Annotated in this window: 6 protein-coding genes; all 6 read right to left on the minus strand. The window is 65.8% G+C overall.

The genetic code is table 11. The features are described from left to right. Nucleotides 1-12 precede the first annotated feature (12 nt). The 6 genes from ACLMAJ_RS17780 to ACLMAJ_RS17805 all read right to left on the minus strand — a co-directional run bounded on the left by ACLMAJ_RS17780 (nt 13) and on the right by ACLMAJ_RS17805 (nt 21,922). Entirely contained in the window at nt 13-2,352 is a 2,340-nt protein-coding gene (locus tag ACLMAJ_RS17780; RefSeq protein WP_412014836.1) for a hypothetical protein, read from the minus strand. A 256-nt stretch (nt 2,353-2,608) separates the two neighbouring features. Continuing rightward, a complete protein-coding gene (locus tag ACLMAJ_RS17785; RefSeq protein ID WP_412014837.1) occupies nt 2,609-3,346 on the minus strand; it encodes an ESX secretion-associated protein EspG in 738 nt (245 codons plus the stop codon). Then, complete coding sequence (locus ACLMAJ_RS17790) at nt 3,343-4,986, minus strand: WXG100 family type VII secretion target (protein ID WP_412014838.1); 1,644 nt, start codon at nt 4,984-4,986, stop codon at nt 3,343-3,345. The genes ACLMAJ_RS17785 and ACLMAJ_RS17790 overlap by 4 nt, the downstream gene beginning before the upstream one ends. Before the next feature lie 247 nt (nt 4,987-5,233). Then, complete coding sequence (locus ACLMAJ_RS17795; RefSeq protein ID WP_412014839.1) at nt 5,234-6,820, minus strand: endonuclease/exonuclease/phosphatase family protein; 1,587 nt, start codon at nt 6,818-6,820, stop codon at nt 5,234-5,236. A gap of 52 nt (nt 6,821-6,872) precedes the next feature. After that, nucleotides 6,873-21,389 (minus strand): GNAT family N-acetyltransferase, encoded by a 14,517-nt coding sequence (locus ACLMAJ_RS17800; protein WP_412014840.1) that lies wholly within the window; start codon nt 21,387-21,389, stop codon nt 6,873-6,875. A 35-nt stretch (nt 21,390-21,424) separates the two neighbouring features. Then, nucleotides 21,425-21,922: a YbaB/EbfC family nucleoid-associated protein gene (locus tag ACLMAJ_RS17805; RefSeq protein ID WP_412014841.1), complete on the minus strand. Its 498-nt coding sequence runs from the start codon at nt 21,920-21,922 to the stop codon at nt 21,425-21,427.

Consider the following 21,922-nt stretch of genomic DNA (forward strand, 5'->3'; position numbering starts at 1 on the left):
ACCACCTTCTCGTCATCGGTCGACCACCGGCCGATACACACCGGACACATCACCCACAGGCACATCCACAGACCCCGCCGAATACCCAAAAGACACACCAGACTGCACCGAGTTCGACTCGGCCTCGGCTGACCCGCCCTCATGGGGCGCGGCGGACGGCAAGTCCTTCTGTGACGGCAGCACCAGCGGCTCGATCACCGGTGCGGGCGGAAGCGGGACGGGAGGGTCACCCGATTGCGGGAATAGGTTCGTCTGGCGGTCGGGCATGGGTTCCGGCTCGGGCAGGCTGGGCGGGGTACTCCCGCCATTGTCATAGCGCTGCTTCGGGGCTTTCGGCTCATCCGAGTTCTCGGGCTCGTGAGCGTCGTCCGGGTCTACGGGGCGCTGGTCGTCGGGGAGCGAGCCGGGCACCGGCGTGCCAAGGTGCTCCATCTGACTCGCCGCGGCGACGCCCGCCTGGATGATAGCCTGCACTCCTTGTCCAGCTGTTTGGGCGAACGCACCCGCCGCCATCGCGATTCCGGCCAGCGCCGCCATTCCGTCCTGGGCGCCTGATTGCTGCTGACCGGGCGACCCGGCCCCTTGCTGCTGACCGGGGGAAACTATCCCCTGCTGATCAGCAGGTTGCTGCCCGCCGGTCTCGCCGGTGCCGGGCTGCGGCGGCGCGGGCTCGGTGGAATTCTGCCCGCCTGGCAGCCACTTATTGCTCTCGGTGATGGCGGCCTGGCCGGCCTTCGCATACTGCTCGCCGACCGCATTCGCCTGGCTCGCGGTCTTCTGGCACTGATCAGCCTGCTTGATCGCCTGCGTAGCGCCCGTGTCCTGTTTATCCGCGTCGCGAAGCGCTTTTTCCGCATCCTTGATCTGGTTGTGTCCCTCCTTGATCTTCTCTTGCCCGGCCCGAACCTCCTTCTCCCCCTGCTTGATCAGCTCCTTCCCCTTCTTGATCTCCACCTCTCCCTGGGCGATCTCCTGTTTCCCTTTGCGAACGAGCGCATTTCCGGCTTCGGTTCGCCTTTGCCGGATCAATTCGCGACCGCGTGCGAGGTCCGTTTGCCCCTGCTGGACCAGAGCGGTGCCGGTGTCGCTCAGGGCAATCCCCTGCCGGATCATCTTGGCGCCGTTGTTGACGTCCTGGACGCCCTGCTGGATCGTCTTGGAGCCCTTATCGATGCGCTGGACCTCGGTGCTGCCGGACTGACGATCCTTGATCTGCTGCGGGGTGAGCTGTTGTTGATCAGCGTTGAGTTTTTGTCGTGGATACTCGACGGTTTTCTTCCGCTCGGCCTCCTCTCTTTTCTTCCGCTCGGCCTCCTTTTTCAGATCGTTCTTGGGAGTTGTCTTCGGGGGCGTGAACTTCGGAATCCGGTCCCGGCTGATCTTGAACCCGTCCAAGTAGGAATTCTTGTAGTATTCGCGGATGCCGGTCAGGGAAGTAAGGAAGTCCCAATAACCTTCACCCCGCACGTGGCCGGTGGTGTCGTCCGCATCGTCACCGTTGTAGACCGGGGTCGATTCCGTCGGCATGCCATAGGGGGTGCTTGCCAACCAACCGGCTGCGAACGCCAACTCGACCCCTGTCGCGAACATGCCTTTGTGTAGTGCCGCCATCTCGGTTTGGAACCTGTCGTGGGCGGCGGTCGCCGCCTTCTGCGACTCGCCCTCCCAATCGGTGAACGCCTTGTCCAGAGCCTTATTGAGGTCTACCAGCAAGTTCTCGATCTCATAGGCGAACGAGATCCAGTACTCCCCGGCCGCGCGGATCGGGTCCGGTTTGACGGACCGACCCAGATCCCACAGATCGTGCCAGGTCATTGCGTCGGCAGGCCACGATTCGACACCGGATTTGCGGTACTGCACACTCGCGTTGCCGGGGACGAACTCCGGCAGCAGCTTATTGTTCTTGTGCCCGTCTCTGGAATTGCGCCCCTTGTCGAACACGTCGGCGACCGCCGTCTGCGCGTTGCTCTCGAACCTCAACTGATACTCCGCCGAAGGGTCGATCCCGAGCCGCCGGAACGCGTTCGCCGTCTCTTCCTCCGCGCTGCCGATCAATTTGGCCGTCACCATATACATCTGACGCATATGTCTCAGCGTGGCCAGATGTTCCTTCAGTACGTCGGAAAGCGCGTCCTTCCGTTCCACGAACACCTGGCCCAGCCGCTCCCCGTTCCTACCCGGGAGCGTTCCGAACCCGACCGCTGGGAAACTTAAAGCCTCACAATTCCCCTCGATCGTCATGAATCCACGTTCCGTCACCGCCACCGCTTGCGCCGCTTTCAACGCCGTATCGTTGCGAATCGAGAACTTCTTGCCGGCCTGTTTCGTCAGCCGCTCCCACACGTCAGCCATCCAGTGACCACCTTCTCGTCATCGGTCGACCACCGGCCGATACACACCGGACACATCACCCACAGGCACATCCACAGACCCCGCCGAATACCCAAAAGACACACCAGACTGCACCCTCCTCATCGCCGTTCCCCCCTCCCCGGTGACCCGGATAGCGGTCGCGACAAGTGAGAATTCGGTTTCCGTGCGACACCACGTCCGTTAACTCGGAGTCCAGCACTCACACCGCCTGCCAGCGGAGCACAGAGAACGGATTTCACCCGCGCTCCTCCTGTATCGCGGTAACCACATGGGCGATAGCGTTGTTGATCGCTGCGGTCATGCGGCGGGCATCCGCGCCGGTGGCGGCGGGTGGGCGTCCGGTGATGACGTAGCGGCCGTCGTCGACGAGGTCGCGCCAGCGCATGGTCCGGCTCCTGACACCACGCGGTCCGTATACCGAGTGGCCCTGAATAACCGAGATGGTCCCGGTCATCACGGCAGGTAGCGCCAGAAAACGCCGGGCGCGGGCGCGGATGACGTCGCCGTGGTCGACCTCCCCCTCGGGCAGCACGATATCGCGATGCCGGCCCGGACCGACCATCGGCAGTGCGTCGACGATCGCTTTCGCGAGCTCCAGCGCGTCGAGTTCGGTGATCGTGTATCCCCCGCTGTGCCAAATGGTTTCGCCGGGAAGCTGCGTCACCAGGTAGCCGGTGCCGCGGAGCCGGCAGCCGTGCAGCCGGAATTGTCCTTTCGGGTTGTCCGGATCGGCTGGACTGCGGCCGTGCACGGCCACGCGGATATCGGGCTGACCGAGGGCGGCCAGCAGCGGGTCCAGCGAAGCACCGTACTTGGCGCGCAGTTGCGTGGCGGCCTGTCGTAGCTCGCGTTCGGAATCCTCGAGTAGCTCGGTGCGCAAGGTGTAGAGCAGCGGCTGCGGCAACTGCTCCTCCCCGGCCGCTGCCCAGGCGGCGACGAATTCGAGGTCGGTGAGCTCCCAGGTTCGCCTCATCGGTCCACCACGGGCCGGTACGCCGGGGGAAGCCGGCCGATCGCGTCTCCCAGATGTTCCTCGGAATTGAGGTATTCGGCGGACTTGTGCTCTTTGTCCTCCGCACGGTCCGCGTGGCGCCTCGCGGCGGGAGCGGGAGCGCCGGGAGCACCGGGCACCCCGGCACGTGGCCCGGCACGCCCTGCCGGCTCCGCCGACGGCGCCCCGGCCCGCGGGAACAGCTGCGCTGCTGGCCGTTTCGACAGTTCTCCCGCCCGCGGTACGCCGCCGCGTGAACCGCCGCCGCCCGCGCCCCCGCCCGCGCGAGGGGTAGGCCGGGCAGTCGACTGTGCAGCAAGCCCCGCCGCCCCCGCCGCCCCCGCTCCGCCGTGGCCGGCCAAGGCCCGTGGGTCGCGGGCGCCCATCAACGCCGGATCCGTGATCCCACCCGTGTTGCCCTGCCCGAGGTCGCGTGGCTGATCGGTAGTCCCGGTCGGATATTCGGACAGGCTGTCCGTTCCGCCGGGTTCGAAAGGTTGCATCCCATCGATGTCGGGACCGATGGTGCGTACCACTTCCGGTCCGACATCATCGAGCGACCGAAATCCCGGGATGAGGTGTTCGTCCTCCGAGCGGTTGCGAACCCCGGTGATGCGGTCGTCGGTGCGAGTCCGAGGTGCCGTCTCTGTGCGCCGGTGCGGCGTGTCGAGACTGTCGGTCACCGGCGATACCGGCTGCGGCAGCACGGGTATGCCGGACGTACTGCTCTGCAGGCCGGAGGTGTAGTTCATCTTCATGAGCATTCGGAGGGCCCACAGCTGGCCGGTCTCGAGTTGCTGCCGTTGCTGATCGGTCAGCTGATCCGGGTGCGGCAGGTTTTTGAAGACGTTGTATGCCCGCTGCAGCACCTCCGCAGTCGTCGACAGCTTGTCTCCCACACTCGCCATCGCGGTGTTCAGCGTGTCGATGTCCTTGATATATCGGTGCACTGCCGTGCGCGCCGCATCGGCTCCGTCGCTCTCCCACCCACCGGTCCCGCTCGGCCCGGCCTTCATCGCGCTGTCGAGCACCGTCTGGTAGGTCTCGAAACCTCGCCGCACATGGCCGGCTACCTCGTTCCACATCGTCTGGGCGGTAAGCGCCGGATACCAGTTGATGCTCGTCCCCCAGTTGTAGAGCTCCCGATAGCTCTTGCTCATCGGATCCACCCAGCGGATCGCAACGCCTTGGGGAGTCATACCGGGCCGGTAGGCCGTGGTCAGCGAGCCCGAACCCGCTGGCGCTTCCGTCGAGACCGACAGCTTCGTCGGACGGATCTTCGCGAACTGCTCCGCATTGATGACCTCGGTGTTGTAGTACCGCACCCCGACGGCCCGGAACGCGGCGGCCTGGTCGTCGAGCACGGCCAAGTGCGAGTCCAGGACCCCTTTCAGTTCCTCGGTGGCCTTGCGGTGAAACAGCGCCGCCACATCACTGCCATCGCGCACCTCGCTGACAGGGAGGAACGGATCACGGGTCGTAAGCTGCTGGACTCCCTTCAGGTGGGCCACCAGATCGCGCGCACCGTTCATGAGGTCGACGACTACCCGCTGCTTGAACTGAAGATTGCCCGCCCGGACACTCGAAGCCACCTGACCCCACAAATAGTCGTCGCCAGCCATGCGTTCACCTCACTTCACGTGAACACGCCGTTATCGGTTCACGGCCGCCGCATTCCGCATCCACTGCCGGAAATCAGATCATTTCGACGGTAACCCGGCTGTCAGACCTGAATGGTGTAGGGATATCCCTACATTGGCGGATTGCAACGGGAGCCCAGCGGAGTTCCGTAGGTGCGTGTACAGCATGCACCGAGCCGGCGATAGCCGTCTCTCCGGATCAGGTGGGGTCGATGGCCGTTCACCGAGCTCAGGCTGATTCCGGCGGCACTGCTTCGTCGTGTCCGTCAACCCCGGGTACATTCCCAGGCGGCTCCCCGGCGGCCATACGCTGCACGACAGCGGCCTCCCAAGCCTGCGGGCTCAGCTTCACCAGCGAATTGTTGAAACCCTCATGGTAGTAGTCCCACACTGCGTCGCCGCTGTCATCTCCGGCGAACGGCCGATCCTGTATCTCCACCCGGCCCTGGTCGTCGACCGACACCGAGCGGTAGACGATATCGACACCCCGCGCGTCCAGCTCAACCGGCGACACTTCGATGGTGCGCTGCACCAGCTTCGGCAGGTCCGGCACCGGCACCGCAACCACGACACGTGGGCGCCCCCCCCAAGCGATTCCCATACCTTCGCCGATCGGCACCGCACCCTCGGCGACCAGCACATCACGAGCCGCCAGCACCGCCGCGGCTCGGCGAGCCTCTGGAAGGTGCAACTGGGTCGCCACCGCCTCAGACCAAGCGTTCGGCCCCTGCCAGGTGGTCCAGGTCCGCCAACCGGGCACCTGAGCCATCTCCCGCTCGAACCGCCGCTGCCACGCCGCCTCCGATTCCATATTCGGCTCGGCGACAGCAATATTCACAGTCGGGTCGCGCAACGTCGCCTGGACGGCCCGTTCGAGTTCCTGCTCACTGGCGGCGTGGAGTCCGTCGAGCCATTTCGCCACCGCCATGCCAGGCGCCATGCCGGCCAAGCTCCGCTTGACCCGGTACCCCTCCACTTGGTCGCCCGACACCGGGACGTCGATGGGTAAACCGGAGATCTCCACACGAACAGTGCGCCCGTACAAAGGGACGGAGTCGCTGTAATACGAGAGGTCTCGACCACCGACTTCCTTCTCTACCAGTCGCCGAGCGGTTTCCCACGCGGTGAATGGATCCGCCGCAACCGGGCCGGCATTGCTGTATCGCGCCGCCAGATCAGCGAGGGAGGTATCGGCGGTGATCCGACCGAGCAGCCAAGCATCGAACCCTGAGTCCGGCAGCAAACCCGCGCTGCGGTAGCCGAGATAGGCATCCACCAGTGCGGCCCGGATCTGGGCATTGTCCGGCTCTCGGTAACTCGGCTCGACGTCCTCGACCCGGCTCAGGCTGATACCGTCGGGATGCGGACGAAGGCCAACCTGGTCCACTTCGATCTGCGCGCGCATGATGCGGTAGTCCGATTCAGGCGCCAACACACCCGCGAAATCCTCTTTGCCAGCAATCAATTCGAGCAGAGCCCGGCGCGGGGAATGCGAAGTCGTGAACACGATCAACGCACCGGGTTCCGCGCCCGAAGAAGTGCGGACGTGCACTACATGGTCACTCACTGGCCGGGCCTGCCCGTCGTGCAGCCCGGACAGCTGCAGGCAGACGACGTCGGCGTCGATCCGTGCCAACTGCTCGGCGAAGGCCGGCAGATCGACTGTGGTGTAGTCGAACGCCTCGGATGACCACGAACGGCGTGCGCCCGCTATATTCCACGTGGCCATCCGCAGCGGCCTGCGCGGATCGAGTGAACCGGCTCCGCTCTCGGCCCCAGCGGACGGCGCCGGATCCCGGGACTCCGCGAAGTGCATGCCCGCTTCGGGTGGGCGCGGTGCCCGCTCCGAAGACCAGTCTCCGTGCGGATCAGGCGTTGTTGTCCGACCGAGGATCGGCCGGCTCCGCGGCAAGCGGTGCATCCGAATCCCCGGACTCTGGGAAGACCCTTGGCTCGAGTGCGGGAACGTCGTCGTCTCGGTTGCCCTGGTTGGTCGGTGGGCCTTCGATGTCGTGTTCTGGCAGGTGCCGAACCGCATCGTCGACTGCCTGAAACAGACCCTCGAATCCGCGGCCGAGGACCGCGGATTCGGCCACCACCCGGACCCCCTGCAGTCTTAGGCCTTGCACCGTCTCGAACAGCGTATGGTGGTGCGGCATCAGGAAACCCATCGTCGCGGCAATCCAGTCGCGCTCCGGCACGTCGGGGGGCTGCAGCAGTCCGAGCGTGTCCATCAGCCTGGCGGCGGTGCCCGATATTGCCGCCGCGATCGGAATCCCACCCTCAACAGCGATTTTCTGAAAGTATTCACTGTCCGGATGGAAGTCGACAACGATTGCACCAGGTTCCCATGGCAGCGGCACCACGTATCTGGTGTGGTCGAGGTGCGGGACATCTTCGGGGGCGATCGTTCCGACACGACGGTAGACCTCGATTCTGTCGACGATGCACAAGCCGTCGTCGTCTCTGATTCGCCGGACGTGCTCGTCGTAGGTGTAGATCGGCAGCACGTAGTCGACCGAGGGGTCTTCGGACCGCAGCTGCGCTTCGAGTACATCCGCGTCGATGCGTCCGTGAGCGTCATGGGGAAGGTCACGACCTGGATCGAGCTTGTCGATATGCAATAGTTCCAGTCCGCCGGGAATCGCCTCGAGTTCGCGGCGAGACAATGGCATTCCCAACAAATCCCAGTCCCGCACCGTGAAATTCTTGCGCCGCTTCTCCTCCGGCGACCGATCGCGACGCGCGACACGGCTTCTCTCGTACTCATCGAGCAACCTGGAGTCGAGGCCGCGGCTGCGGCCTGTGTTCGTTTCGTCGTTGACGGCCTTCGCGGTGATCGGCTGACCAGGATTTTGCGTCGAAATCGTCTCGCGGAGTGCACCCAGCGTGGCGACATCCAGTCCCAGCGCGGTGCCTTTCTCCTCCCATCCGGGCTGGTCCAGCAGGCGAGCGATACCTTCGCAAAATGTTGTGCCCGACGCATTTCCGCTCTGCAAATTACGGAACCTCGCGTTCAATACGGCCGAGATGATCTCGCGTAGGTTCCCGTCGCTGCGCAGCTCTTCCAGTGACACCGTCGGCAACACCATGCCGCCCGACTCAGGCTTTGTGTGCGCGTAGAAAGCAGCGTCGATCTCCTCCAGCGTTTTATCCGGGAACAGACCCGCGTTCACCTCCCGGAGCCGGTCCAGCATCGCGACCGCCGCAGCCCTGCTCTCCGGCCGGTTGTACAGTTCGCGCGCCAGCTCGACCTCATCCTGCATGCGGTACCGACGCCAGCCGACTGCCTGCTGATCGGGACCACCGTCCGCATCCGTACGCACCGACTGAGAGCGGTCCTCGGCGTCTTCTCCCGACCTCGCCGCACTCGACGATCGAAGCGATTCCGACTCGGGATCCGAATGCGCGGAAGCGGCCTCCGCCGTATCCCTGTGCGGCGTTGCGGCCGTCGAATCGGCACCGGTGCTCTCATGCCGATCGATGAGCGAGCGAACCGATGCCGGTGAATCACCGGAGGGCGTGGTGTCTCCATGCAGCTCCTCCCGCAACTGTCGCGCACTCGAATAGTCCGCCGCCACTTCACCTTCAGCTGCAGCGCCCACGTCGAGCCTCGACTCGTCCGGTGGCCGCGTGGGCTGCGGTGTCTCGGTGTGGGATGGATCGGTCGGCGACTGCGGCCGACCAGACTCCCCAATGCTGCTGTTCTGCTCACTCACCTCAGAAATCGAATCCTGGCCGATGGCCCCGGGTTCGAGTGCGGGAACTCCGTGCAGCTGCGCCCACAATTGTTTGTACCGATTGCCGTCATGCCAGTGGTCGGGCACGAACGGAGACGGGGTACCGCCCGACTGCCAGTAGCGCTCCCGTATCTGTTCGAGACCGGACATTGCCACGGGGTCGAGGTCCGGCCCCCGCTCGCCGAGTGTGCGCGCCCACTCGCCGAATCGGTTGCTTCCGTGCTCGACGATGGCGGCCCATTCCGGTGGCGACGTCACAACGTCCCATTCGAATTCGACAATGGCGCTGGGCGGCAGTCCCGCCTTCTCCAAGGCGAAGTTCATCGCGATTCTGGAGAGCCGACCGTTGAAATCCCTCGAGAAACAATGCGCACTGACCAACCGTTGCTGCAGCTCTCCGGCGACTCGGTACGGATCGTAGCCGGGCTCTCTCGCCGCGGAGAACACAGATTCCAGATAGATCCGGGCGGCTTCCCTGCTGCCGAAACTTGGATAGACGATGATCCCGTGCGGAAAGGTCCGCACCGGCTCTTTGAATCCACGCACGGGGTCCGCCTCGATAGCGGCCAACTCTGCAGCGGTCAGCGGCGCCTCAGGTATGCGCATCTCACGCGCTGCCGGATGCCCTCCCACCTTGTGGTCCAGCACGATCCCGTAAGGAGGGTTGTCGATGGGCCCCTGGCCGTAGGACAGCAGTGGGTTCTGCTGGATCGCAGCGATTTCGCTGCTGGTCGGAGGCCATTGCAGAACGCCGGCACCCCATGGTCTCGGTGCGATTATCTGCCCGGCGACCTCCGGATGGTGCCGAACAGCCAGTCGACGGTGGATTTCCTCCAGAAATTCCACCGTCAGGTCCTGGTCGAGATGATTGCGGGCATACAGCCGGGCGTCGAGCCAGCTCGCCCAGCCCTCAGGACCGTCGAAAAGGGTCTCCGGCCGGGCCTGCCCGGACACGAGAGCGACCTCACGGAACTTGTCCTCCATGAAGAGGCTGAGCTCGAGCGCCCGCTCGGCATCGGTTCGGATTCCGATCGCCCGCTCCAATTCGTGGATCTGGGATTCGATATCTCTGTCCAGGAATCCAGGGGCGGTACTCGGATCACTCGAATAGTACGCCGCCACTTCACCTTCAGCGGCAGCCCCCACATCGTCCGGAGGACCATCCAATGTCGGCCCACCACCGGCATCTTCGGCCCGGGCCGGATCAGCACCGAAATCATCCGCCGCAAAAGCGACAGAATCGATCACCGCGGGCGGCTCACCGTCCGATCCTGGTACCGGCTCGTCGGCCTGGTCGGGTGGCAGTGCGCCGGCATCGACCGGTCGCGATGCCCGACCCTGCGCACTATCCTCGACGAGGTACCGCTTGATGCCGGTCCATTCCGATCCTCGCATCACCCGGTCGCCCAGTTTCGAGTCGATACCGGACAAGGTCGCCAGTTCACGTGGCGTCGGGTAGTCGGCGACGGAGCGGGCAGTGTCGAATCGGCGCAGCATACTGCCGAGCCGGGCCTGGTCCGCCGGCACCGCGGTCCGGCGGACATTCTCGAGGCGTTGCCGAACTCCGTCGACCGAGCCGCGCAGCACCGACGGTTCGGGAAACCAGTCGAATCCAGCCTTCGCCCAGGCGGCACCGCCATCGCCGGAGGTCCGCAACCATATCCAGGCGGCACCGGAACGCCTGCAGTACTCCTCGATGGCGGGAAGCAGCGCGGGCGAGAAGCCGCGTCCGGAAAAGCCTTCGTGCACAATGACATAGCCGAGGTGGACCACGAGACGATCCCGGTTGTCGGCGACGAGTGCGGCTTCGGTGAACCCTACCGGCCTGTGGTTGTCGTCGACGACATCGGCGGTGACGAGCACGCCCGTCACCGGGCGCGAATCCCGCTCCAGCGCTTTGTAATGTCCCGCCAACGTCTCCGGGTCCGTAATGCGCTGCGCACGCAGGCTGGCCAGCTGGAACGGACCGTACTGCTGCTCGAGACCCTGGAGCAACTCGGTCAGACCGGCGTCGTCGACGCCGTCGGCTGCCGCCCGCACCACCTCACCGAACGGAAGAATATCGACAGGCTCCGGCGATTCCGGTCGAGCGAACCGCACCATGGCCCAGGATGCCTCGCCGAGTTTGCCTTCCACGGCAAGGATCTGCACTTCGGTGAGCCCGAACTCAGTCGCCATCCGCCCACTGAACGTGTTGCGCGCCGCGTCCTCGGGCGTGAGGTACAGCTCCTGGATTCCGGCGTTGAAACTGGCCAGGTTGTCCCCCATTCCACCGCCCGGCCAATCAGTGTGTAGGGCCTGGACCCTGTCGCCCACCGCATCCCACAGATCACCGAACATCTCCCGGCCCGACGGCGTGCCGGACCCCGCATCGATGAACGCGTGGAGGATCCCATCACTGTCGACGGTGCCTGCGACTCCTCGGATCTCGGTCCCGTAGTCGTTTTCATAGCGCAGGCGACCCGAGTCGTCGGTCCAGGTGGTTCCGGCTCCGCGCGCCACGTGCTCGGGCCCTCCGGTCTCTGGGCCATCCGTGGCGTGCGACAACATCGGCTGCTGCTCCGCCCCTTCCGGATCGGGCAGTCGACCGATATTGCCGAGCTCCCGCCCGCGTGGCTCGCCCGGTTTGGGCGCGGGAAGCTCGGCGTCGAGGTCGGTGACGATGGGGCGCACCGGGTTTCCGGACGCGTCGAGTTCGATGCCGTGCGTGAACCACGAACCGGGCGGTGGCATTTCCGGGTCGAACTCGCCGATGAACCGGCCGCCGTAGTCGAATAGCAGCAGTTCGCCGTCGTGGTTGACGACGAAGTACGAATGAGCCGGGGTCGGCGAACTGTCCGCCTGCTGGGTGTCGATGAGCAGCATGCCACGCCCGGAGTTCTTCAGCCGTGTCGACTCGGAGACGTAGCGATGAGACTTGCCGTCCGCTGCGCCGAGCAGGCGGGCGGCAATCGCTTCGTGGCCTGCCGCGCCGTGGCCGAAGAATTCGGGGTGTCCGCCTGCCCGCCACGACAACACAGCCCACGGCAAGCCGTCGGCATCGAGTGTGAGGGCCGGCATGTCGAAGACCCGATCCCCACCGCGTATGCCGTGGTAATAGTCGTTGGCCGCCTGGCCGGCCAACAGGCCACATGCCGCGTCGCCGGGATCGTGGGCGCCTTCGAGTGGGTTGTTCGGCCGGTGCAGCGGCCCGAGCGGCACCCCCAGCTGCCGAGCCCGGCGCACCGCCTTGACGGCGGTTGTCTCCTCGTCCGCCGTCTCCTGCATCCGCGCCGCCCAGGTTCGGTCGGCACGCCGGATCTTGGCGTCGAGGGTCTGGTAGGTTCGCTCGTCGCCCTTCTCCTGGGCCTGCGCCCGCGCCAGGTCGTACTCCAACCGCAACCGCCCCCTGTCGGCGACGCGATTTTGGAGCTCAGCGAGGCGACCCATCATGTCGTAGTGCCAGTCGGCGCGACCGAGCCGTTCGAATTCCGGCCACAGCAGGTCCAGGCGCTCATGGATCGGCCCGAAGCCGGGCAGATCGGGGTCGAGCCAGCGAATGCCGAACTGCCCGAGGAACTTCCGCAACCGCTTGCCGAAAACGCTGCTCGAGGTGCCGCGGAATACGTGACTGTGGTCGATCCCGTATACCCCATGCTCGGGGTGGACAATCCAATTCTCGCGGTTGCGGTCCCTGTTACCGGCCACCCGGTCGAACATGCCAAGCAGTCGGCCCCCGGTCGTCGACACATGGATGCCCGCCTGCCCCAGCTGCATTCGCAACTCCACGGGGATATCGGAGTAGAGGTCGAGTCCAGTGCGCCCAGCCACATACTCCATGTAAACGGCATCGTTCTCGACGTGCACGGCTGGGACACGAGCGCCGAGCGCCGCCGCTGTGAGTGCCGCGAGATACTCGGCCTCGGCATGCTCCTGCCGCCACACGTACTTGCGGATCAGGACGGTGTCGTCGGGGAAGGTGAGCTTCTCCACCCGCCGTGCCTGATCCCGGTTGTGTCGCTCGGCCAACACTTCGACAGTCGGCTCACCGGAGGCGAAGGCTTGCCGAACCCGGTCGGCGAAGGCCGGCTCCAGGTGCGGCCTGGCACCGGTGTGATCGTCGGCCGGCAGTGCGCCGGCATCGATCGGTCGCGACGCCCGCCCACGCGCAATATCCGGATCAGCGGGAGTAATACCTCGGCCCAGCCACAGCTGCCGCGACTCCAACGTACTGTCCCCGCCCCCGCGAGGCAGCAGCAGACCATGCACCATCTGCACCGCGAACGGCGGATTCTCCGGATCCAGCACCATCTTCGGTCGCGCCGCCCGCCGATCATGGATCCAGACCCGCCCAGCGTCGTTATGCACCACAACCAGGTGGGCAACCTCGGCACCGACCGGCAGGATATTCGCCAACATTCCCGCACCTGCCCCCAAACTCGCCACGAGCTCCGCGACCTCGCCGAGACCACCATCGAACCGCTCGTGATGCGCCCCCGCTCCCCACGCGACAGCCGTCGGCGGAACCGGGCCATCCACCCGAACCGGCTGCTGCACCTCGAACCCGAGACGCGTGGCATCCTCGAACGCCCCCACCACACACGAAGGATCCACCGCCACCGGATTCCGCATCGGATCACTCACCACCGGCACACCGGTCGCGTCACGATGCCCGCCCACCGCCACATCATCACGCAGCACCGGCGGCAACGGGTTCCGCCGGGTATGCAGATCGATCAGACACTCTGCCGGATGCCACGGCGGCAGCATGCGATCAGCGGCCATCCGATGGCCGTACTCGGTCAACCCGTCGAACTTCAGCAGCCCCATCGGATTACGATCCACAAACACGTCCGGGCCGAGCAGAGACTGCCACTCGTTGTAGGTCATCCTGATCTGCCCGACCCACGAAAGGAAGAAATCGGTCAACTCGCGGTCCACCTCGTCGTGCGTCGGGGCACGATACGGTCCTTCGGCCACGGCCTCGGGAATCGCATGAACACGCACCGACCCGTCCGATTGGACACGCGTCTCCACATAGTCGACGTGGATATCGGACCGCCACAACGCACCACCGAGATCCGGGTGCGCAAGTTCGGCCGCCGCCAACGCCCGCACATGCTGCCCCGGCTCGGCGACCACCACAAGACCACGCGGCGCACCAGGAAATTCGACAACCTGCGCAGTACGCGACACACCAGCAGGATCACGCTGCAGCAGGCCCTCCACAACCGGCGCAGCCAACCGCGCACCCAACTCATCCCTGATCACCACCAGCTCCCGAACAGCCTGGTGGTACGAGAGGCTGGCGATGCGTCGCTCCAACGTCGCCAACTCGGCACGCAGTGGGGATACATCGATCGGGAAAGCCGAACCGGCATCCCCGACGAGGATGTCGTCGATTTCGCGTTCGAACATGTCCGTGGCAAGCGGCTTGGTCGAACCCGTCACCTGGAAATAGTCGACCTGGTAGCTGTCTACGTCGTCGACAACCGAATTCCACCTATCAAGGTCGGCATTGTTCAACTCGCGCAGTGCCGACAGCTTTCGGTTGAGGCCCCGCATTCCCACCGCGGCTCGCAGCACATCCCGGCGCGCCTCGAGCGCTCCGATCATCTCCCGAGCGCCCGCCTCGTCCTGATGCGAATCGAGTTCGGCCACATCGTCGGGCAGTTCGGCCATATTGTCGGGCAGTTCGCCGACTACCTGCCGGTAGCGCGCGGCGGCCGCGTCACGCAGCCGAATCGCATCCGCACGCAGTAGCCACAGCTGCGTCTCGGACGCGGTGCCGATCTCGGCGCGCAGCCGGGCATCGGGCACCCGAGGAGCCTCGGCAATCTGTTCCACCGCCGCCGAATGCTCCTCAGGCGGTCCAGATCCATCGTCGGTCCCCTCCCGGGGATCGACACGCGACTTCTCACCCCCGGACTGCTCGGGCAACGCGGAAACCTCCCGCGGCGGCCGGTCCCACAGCTGGACCGGCCCGCCCTCCAGCAGCTCGACAATCTTTTCTTCCAGCAACTCCGGACTGTCCGCGGCCATATCGTCATAGCGGGCCAGCAACGCCTCATGAGCAAGGCTGACCGGATGTCGCGAAAGTTCGGACTTCCCAGTGTCGGAATCGATCGCGACCACGATGTACGCCATCCCGCCGGCCAGATCGATCTGGCGTTCCGACTGCTCCGTCGGGTTCGGCAAGGAAAGCGGGACCTGCCGCAAAGCCAGCTGACGCATTACGTGCTCGGGACGATCGTGCGACGGCTCCGGCTCACCATCCACGAGCCGCTGCCACATTGCGGCGATGGACAGCTTGCTGTCCGACCTCGCCAGCCACTCGCGGAGTCCGCCTTGAATCGCGCCCCTGCCTGCCAGGTCCAGGAATTTCGCCACGACAGCATCGTTCAGGTCGAATGTGTCTGCCATCCGGTACTGAGCCTCGACGAAAGACGGGCGCAGATGCACCGCCGTGGCGTCCGGTTCGACCAATACATAATCGACACTGCCGCCACGCATGTACAATCGGGCGAACTTCGACGGATGTGCCGCGATCAACGTTCGAAGTGCGTCCAGATGGGCACCACGCCCAGCTGCGACAATCATCTTCGGCAGATTGTCCGCATTGAAATATTCCAAGTACACCGCGTGGTCGGCGAGTCGGTTGATCTCAATGGGCCCCCACCGCCGTGCCGCATTCACTACATCTTCGACTGCCGTGGGCACCAGCGTCGCCACCAGAGTCTGCACCGGAACGTCGGTCAACTCCGCCGCTTTCAAGGCAGTAGCAAACCGAACGGCGTCGCTGTCGGGGACTATCTCGTCCATGGCCGCCGCAGGCTCCACCGCCCGTGCTTCGTCGTGTCCGCCGCCCCCACGTCCATCCCCGGCAATATCGACACCGTCGTGGACCGCCCCAACGGAATCGGGACCGATCCCGGCCGGTGGGCCTTCGATGTGGTGTTGTGGGTTCGCCCTGGCCGGTCCGCCCCGTCCCTCCCACGGCAGCTCTGCGTCGTTGCGCCGCTGCGACCTCTCGCCGGGCGCCGCCCGCGGGGAAATCCAGTCGTCACCCGCTGTCCCATTCGGGGTGCCCGCCCCAGGCGCCGACGGGGGCGACTCGGGAAGAGCGATAATCCGACGGGACCCGCCGTCATCGGCAGCGTGCTCCTCCAGCGCGTCCAGCCGCTGCAGCGTCACGTCGTACCAATCCCGCCGACCGAGGGCGAGGAACACCGGGCGCAGCTGTTCGACCCGATGCCGAATCTCCAGCACCTCGGATCGCGTGACGTCGTGGTCCTTCCACAGGATTTCATCATTCGGCCCGTAGTCCTGAAAGCGCTTGGCAAAGGGGCCGATCACATACCGCACGGGATCAAAGTCCACATATGCACGGCTGTGGTCTATTCCCCACACGTCCCCGGTGGGGTCGACCATCCAGTTCTCGGAATTGCGGTCCGGTATGCATATCAGCGCGTCGAGAAGGCCCAGAAGCACGGCGGTGGAGGTGTCCAAGAGCTCTTCCGGGTACGCGTTGCGCGGATACGTGTCCGCCGCGGTCTTGCCGGGCACAACCTCCATGTAGACGTGGTCACCGACGATGTGCACCGCGGGCACCCGTGCCCCGACCGCGTCGCCGAGCATCGAGGTCAGCAGCTCCGCGTACGCGTGTCGCGGGTCGGACACCACCTTGTGGATCACCTCGGTGCCAGCGTGGAAGATGAGTCGCTCCACCACCTCTGCCGAATATCCGATCGTGCTGAACCGCTCGATTTCCTCGACCTGCGGCGGTTCACCGGAGCGCAGCAGCTCGTCGATGTGCGCGGCGAACTCCCACTGGCGCGCCGCCACCTGGCATGCGTCCCCGCCACCCCGCATCTCCGCGAGCGCCCGCTGGGCCTTGGCCAGGTCGATATCCGGTCTCGGGGCTTCGGCCGGTCCGTCCCGCGTGCCTCCCGGCCCCTCCCACGGCTCGGCACCGATGCGCGAACGCGGCCCCTCGCCAGGCGCCACCGGTGGCATCCGGTCCTCGCCCAGTGAATGCAGCGGAGCTCCGAGATGGTCGTACTCGATGACGTACAAACCTTGCACCGTGCGCGGCCCGTCCGGTGGCAGGAACGGCCGCGAATTCCCGTGCTCATCACGGATCTTGGCGACCCCGTCATCGTTCACAACCAGATAGGTGTGCGCACCCACCCCATACGCATCGACCGGCCCGGCATACTCCGCCACCACCAACGTCGCCGCCCCCGGCTGCATACCCTCCACCTGAGCCACGATCGCTTCGTACCCACCGATCGCACGCAGTTTTCCACGCGCCGACGCCTGGAACTCCGCCGCCGACATGCCATCCAACCCGACATCACGCCGCGGCACCACGACCACGACATCCGGCCCGAACCATACCCGTAACGCCTTCAAAACCCTTGGCCCGCAATCATTTCGAGCGAGTAACTCGGGAACGCTCAGGTCCGTATGCGCCCCGGCGGGAGACCGGAAACCGTCCAACGGCAGTTCGTCAGCCCAGACAGGCTCACCCTGCACCAACTCCACCAGCCGCGCGAAATGCTCCACCCGACCGAGATGCAGCCCCACCGCGACCTTCTTCGCATGTGGCTCGAGGGTCTGCATCCACTCCAGCACCTCGGCACCCTCTTCGGTGAGCTGGGTGTGCAGCTGCGCCAGTTCCTGCTCCCACCCGGCGGCGGTGAGCCGATGCGGTTCGGCGACCCCCAACTCGGCCGCCACCTGCAATCGGCGCACCTCCGCCTCGATATCCCACGGCTCGCCACTGCGCGCGCTCTCCAGCGCGCGATACAGCGCGTACGCCGGATGCGTCACCTCGATCCCGCGCATCTCCACGTCCACGAACGCCTCACGCAACGCCACGTCCGGTTTCAGCCGCCGGATCCCGAACCACGACGGCGCGTAGCTCTCCTCGGACAGCTGCCCCACAAAGTTGCGGTAAGACCCGTCGAACAGGCCGTTGGCATGCAGGTACTGGTACCACCGCTTGACGAACGGTTGCGCCATCTCCCATGCCGCCCGGTTGCCCTGTATGTCGAGCACCTCGGCGACCTGCCGCAGAATAAGTTTCCGCACCGGGTCCCCGGGCAGCCGCGGTGAGCCATCTTCCGCGGCCATTGCCTCGAGCACCCGCAGCTCGAAAGGATCCGCCAGAATCCGCGCATCCAACAGGATTTCCGCTCCCCACCCCCGCGGTTCGACCGGACGCAGCCGCAGATCAGCGGCGCGTCCGGAGAAATCGTCGGGGCCGGACAAATCGTCGCGCCCGGAAAAATCGTCGGCGCCAAGGTCCGGATTCAGGTCTTTGAACTGGACACTCGCGATCGGCACATCACCATACCGCTCCCGCACCGTCTCGATCGTTTGAACGACCTCGCGCAGCACCTCGACCGGCACGCCATGTTCCAGGTGCCCGCTGAACCGCACCCCCTGCACCTCGAGCGGCGCCACCATGGCCCGCTTGAAGGACTCCTCATCGGTATGTCGGCCCACTGTCCAAGGCCGGTCGTCGCTCGGCTCGCCGCGATGCCCCCGGCGTGGCGTGTCCGACACCAGCCGATCGTCCGACGTTTCCGGCTGCTTCAGGACGGTGTCCGGTTCCTCCTGCGGCCGGTGTGCGTCGTCCGGGTCGGTTCGGCGTTCGGCCGAGTCGTGGTCGTGGTCGTGCCCAGGATCGGCGCTTGCCCGCGAATGATGACGCCCTGCCGGTTGCGCGAACTTCTCCTCGGGCCGCTCCGCACGCGAATCCGGATCACCGTGCCGACCGCCGGACCGGCCGCTGGTCTCCGGATCGGACTGGTTGTGCTCGCGCGGACCATTCGGCGAATCCGTGGTATCCGCCGTGCTTTCGGGCAGGTCGAGGTCGCCCTGCTCGACCAGAGCATCGTCATCGGTGTCGTCGTCCTGCTCACCGGCCCCCGGATTCAGGTACACCCGCCTGGGGGCGGCGCTCGGGACACCGCTGACGAGTTTCTCCAGCTCCCGGAGGAGCATCAGCCTGTCGTCATACCGCTGTTGGGCCGCTTGCTGTTCCGCTCCGGTGAGCGTCTTCACGTGGGCGCGCTCTTTCCCCAGTTGCGGTTTCAAGTCCTCGACAGCGCGCAGCCAGCCACCGCGGGTCAGTCGGCGTGGTTCGGGAATTTCCAATTGCTCCGCCACGTTCAACCGGCGGACCTGCACCGCCATGTCGATCGTGGTACCGAACATCGCGCTGTCCAGCCCTTCCCAGTACGCGTATTCGGGCCGCAACATGTCCAGCTCCCCGGACAGCGCCAGCTCGTACGCCTTCGCGTACGCCTCCGAAGCATCGTTCGACAGCGGTTCGGTGAATTTCCGACGGGTGGTCGTGACGTAACCGCCGAGCTTCAACGCCCGGAAATGGTCACGCTGCAACAGCTTCGTGTCGTCCGAGTCGATCGCGAGGGCGCGCACCTCGTCCACGAGCGGCATTGCATCGGCTGTGCGCCGAGTTCCCTCGTATCTGGGGGTCGTGGTGGCCTCTTTCTCCTCGCCCCGATGTCCACGGCGCGAGGACACACTCGCCTCATCCACCGACCCACCAGATGTATCCGCTCGCTCGGATCGAGGCGGTTCGGGCTCTCCATAAGGTTGCTTGCCCTGGTACGGCCCGCGATACTTCCCCTCGGATCCAACCTCCCCGCCCCCGTACCCACCATCCTCGGACGAACCCGCAGCATCAGATGTGTGCGCCGGCTCCGCCTGGAACGTGTCAGGCTCTCCCTTCCTGTGCTTGCCCCGATACGGCCCGCGATTCTTTCCTTCAGGTTCAGGCGTCGTGGACGCGATATTCTCCGCATACGGATGGCGACCCCGCATAGCTGCGGTCTTCGGCGCCCCAGTACCGCGGGTATCTGCTTCAGGCACTGCGGATGCCGATTCGCGGCCCGGCGCGGACGACAGAGGCCGGGCCGCGGGCTCGCGCCGAGGCACGAAAAGCTCGGCTGAGCGCCCCGCCGACTGCGGCGATCCGGGGCTCGGTGCGGTGAATTCCTCGCGAGCGGCGGCGATATTCGCCGCCGGCGGGGAGCCCGGCGCCGGTTGTGTGCCCGCACGCGCTGCCAGACCGGAGGGGGAACCGGACGCGAAACCCGAATCCGGCCGCGCTGCAACGTGTTCCGTGCGAGTGCCGCCAGCCGGCATGGATCCATTGGCCGGACCTGCGGCGGATATCCGGGGATCCGACCGCGATGCCGCCACTTCGGAGTGCCGACCGGACGTCTCGCTCGAATGACTCGTGGTCTCCGTCGACGTGTCCGGGGCGGGGCCAGCCATTGCGCCGGGATGAGCCGCCACAGCGGACGGCGATCCGGAATCTGTTGCCGACCCCGTCGCCACCTCGGCGTTCTTCGGCCCGGCGCCACCCGCCCCAGCTGCCACAAGTTCCACCGAGGAGGCCGCAACACCTCCGGCTGTCGCGGGGTGTTCGGCTCGGATGTCCGCCCCCGGCGCGGACGACTCCACCGGGCGGGAATCCATCCGGACTTCTGTGCGCGCCGCCCCCGCATACTGGCGACCGCTCGTCTCGCTCGACGAAGCCCTGGTCTCTGTCGGCTGGCTGTGCGCCAGGGTGTCCGGGGCGCGCTTGACCGTTATGGGTGTGCTAGCGGACCCGGCGGGCCCGCCACGCATTTCCGTCGGGACCAGTTTCAGCCCGAGTTTGGTCATCGGGCCTATTCGGGTGTTCAACGTGGCGGCGTACCCGCCTGGGTTCAGATGGGCCCAGGAGTCGATGTAATGGTGTGCACCCATCGACACACCCGCACCGACGACGCCCGAACTGAACATCCGGTAGTCGAAGGTCAAGTCTCCGGTGACGGCGGCGCCACCCAACCAGCCGGCCACGCCGCCGACGACACTGCTGCCGATGATGTCGGCGGCGAACATCCGGGCCGGGTTCAGGTGATCCAGGCCCCATCCCGTCGTGCTGAATTTCTGTAGACCCTTACTGAACCCGAAACCCGCAGCGCCGCCCGCGGCACCCGCGGCCGCCGCCGACAACGTCTGCGTCGTGTTGTACCCGGTGCTCTGGTGACCCTGACCGATCTCCCACAGCTGAACGCCGGCGTCCTGTGCCAGACCCATCACACCACCGAGCGCGGCGTGGCCGGACAACTGCAACGCGAACCGGGCCACCAACTTCGGCACACCCGCGCCGAACAGCTTCGAGCGCAGCCAATTCCCGACAACTCTCAGCGCAAACCGAGTCGCGGCGAACGACGCCATGTCCATGGCCGGTGCGGCGGGCCCGAACGCCTTCGAGGCTGCGAGTTCCAGGGCCAGAAAGACCAGCGAGCTGTAGATCTGGAGCTTCGCGGCCTCGATACTGCCGCCGGCGTCACCGGCCTGGACCGCCAACTGCTCGAAATGCTCGGCGAGTTCGGGAATGTGGTCAGCGAACCTGTCGTAGGCGACGGTCATGGCCTTGATGCCGTCGCCACTCGGATACGCATCGACGGCACTGCGTTTCCCGTTCGCCACGTCCGGCAGGCATTTCCTGAGCTCGGTAGCCGCCTGGCGCAGGGCGGCCTCCAACTGCCACATCCCCTCTTCGTCACCGTCAGGATATTCGGCCCCGCCGACGACACCGAGCAGCCACATGGCCGCCTCGTTCAACTCGAAACCCATGACCGCCGCCTAGGTGAACCGCCCGAACCCCGAGCTCACCAGGCCGAGTCCTTGTAGCCCGACCCGCCGCGACGGTCGAGCTGTTCGGCATCGGTAAGGCCCGGGTCTTCTTCGGTTCGCCGCTCCACGGACCCCGGCGGTGCTGCCGAAACCTTCGGCGCCACCGGTGTGTAGCCGCCCAGATCCGGCATGTCGGTGACGATGTCAGTCAGTTTCGGCAACCGGGCCCGCTGCTCGAGCAGCGGGCCGTGGATCTCGGCGAGCTGCCGACTCAGGTCGGCCTTCGCGGCCTGCGCCGCAGCCGTAACCGCCGCCGCGATCTCCTCATAGTCGAGATCGCCGATATCATCAGCGAAGCGCGTCTCGATAACAGTGCCTTCGGCATTGAGACACACCGTGACCCGGCGCTGCTCCGCCTCCCCGGTCGCCACCACGGCAGCGGTGCGCTGCTGAATCCGGGTGATCTCACCCATCTGCTCCTGGAATCCCTCCAGGAGATCGGCCAGTTGAGACTTGAGGTGTTCGTTCGCCAT

The organism is Nocardia arseniciresistens (genome assembly GCF_046764875.1).
In the GTDB taxonomy this organism is placed as follows: Bacteria; Actinomycetota; Actinomycetes; order Mycobacteriales; family Mycobacteriaceae; genus Nocardia; species Nocardia arseniciresistens.

What these genes read in the sequence shown, in the direction of transcription:
- ACLMAJ_RS17780 (WP_412014836.1), bottom strand. Translation starts at nt 2,352, where the DNA reads ATGGCTGACGTGTGGGAGCGGCTGACGAAACAGGCCGGCAAGAAGTTC.
- ACLMAJ_RS17785 (WP_412014837.1), bottom strand. Translation starts at nt 3,346, where the DNA reads ATGAGGCGAACCTGGGAGCTCACCGACCTCGAATTCGTCGCCGCCTGG.
- ACLMAJ_RS17790 (WP_412014838.1), bottom strand. Translation starts at nt 4,986, where the DNA reads ATGGCTGGCGACGACTATTTGTGGGGTCAGGTGGCTTCGAGTGTCCGG.
- ACLMAJ_RS17795 (WP_412014839.1), bottom strand. Translation starts at nt 6,820, where the DNA reads ATGCACTTCGCGGAGTCCCGGGATCCGGCGCCGTCCGCTGGGGCCGAG.
- ACLMAJ_RS17800 (WP_412014840.1), bottom strand. Translation starts at nt 21,389, where the DNA reads ATGGGTTTCGAGTTGAACGAGGCGGCCATGTGGCTGCTCGGTGTCGTC.
- ACLMAJ_RS17805 (WP_412014841.1), bottom strand. Translation starts at nt 21,922, where the DNA reads ATGGCGAACGAACACCTCAAGTCTCAACTGGCCGATCTCCTGGAGGGA.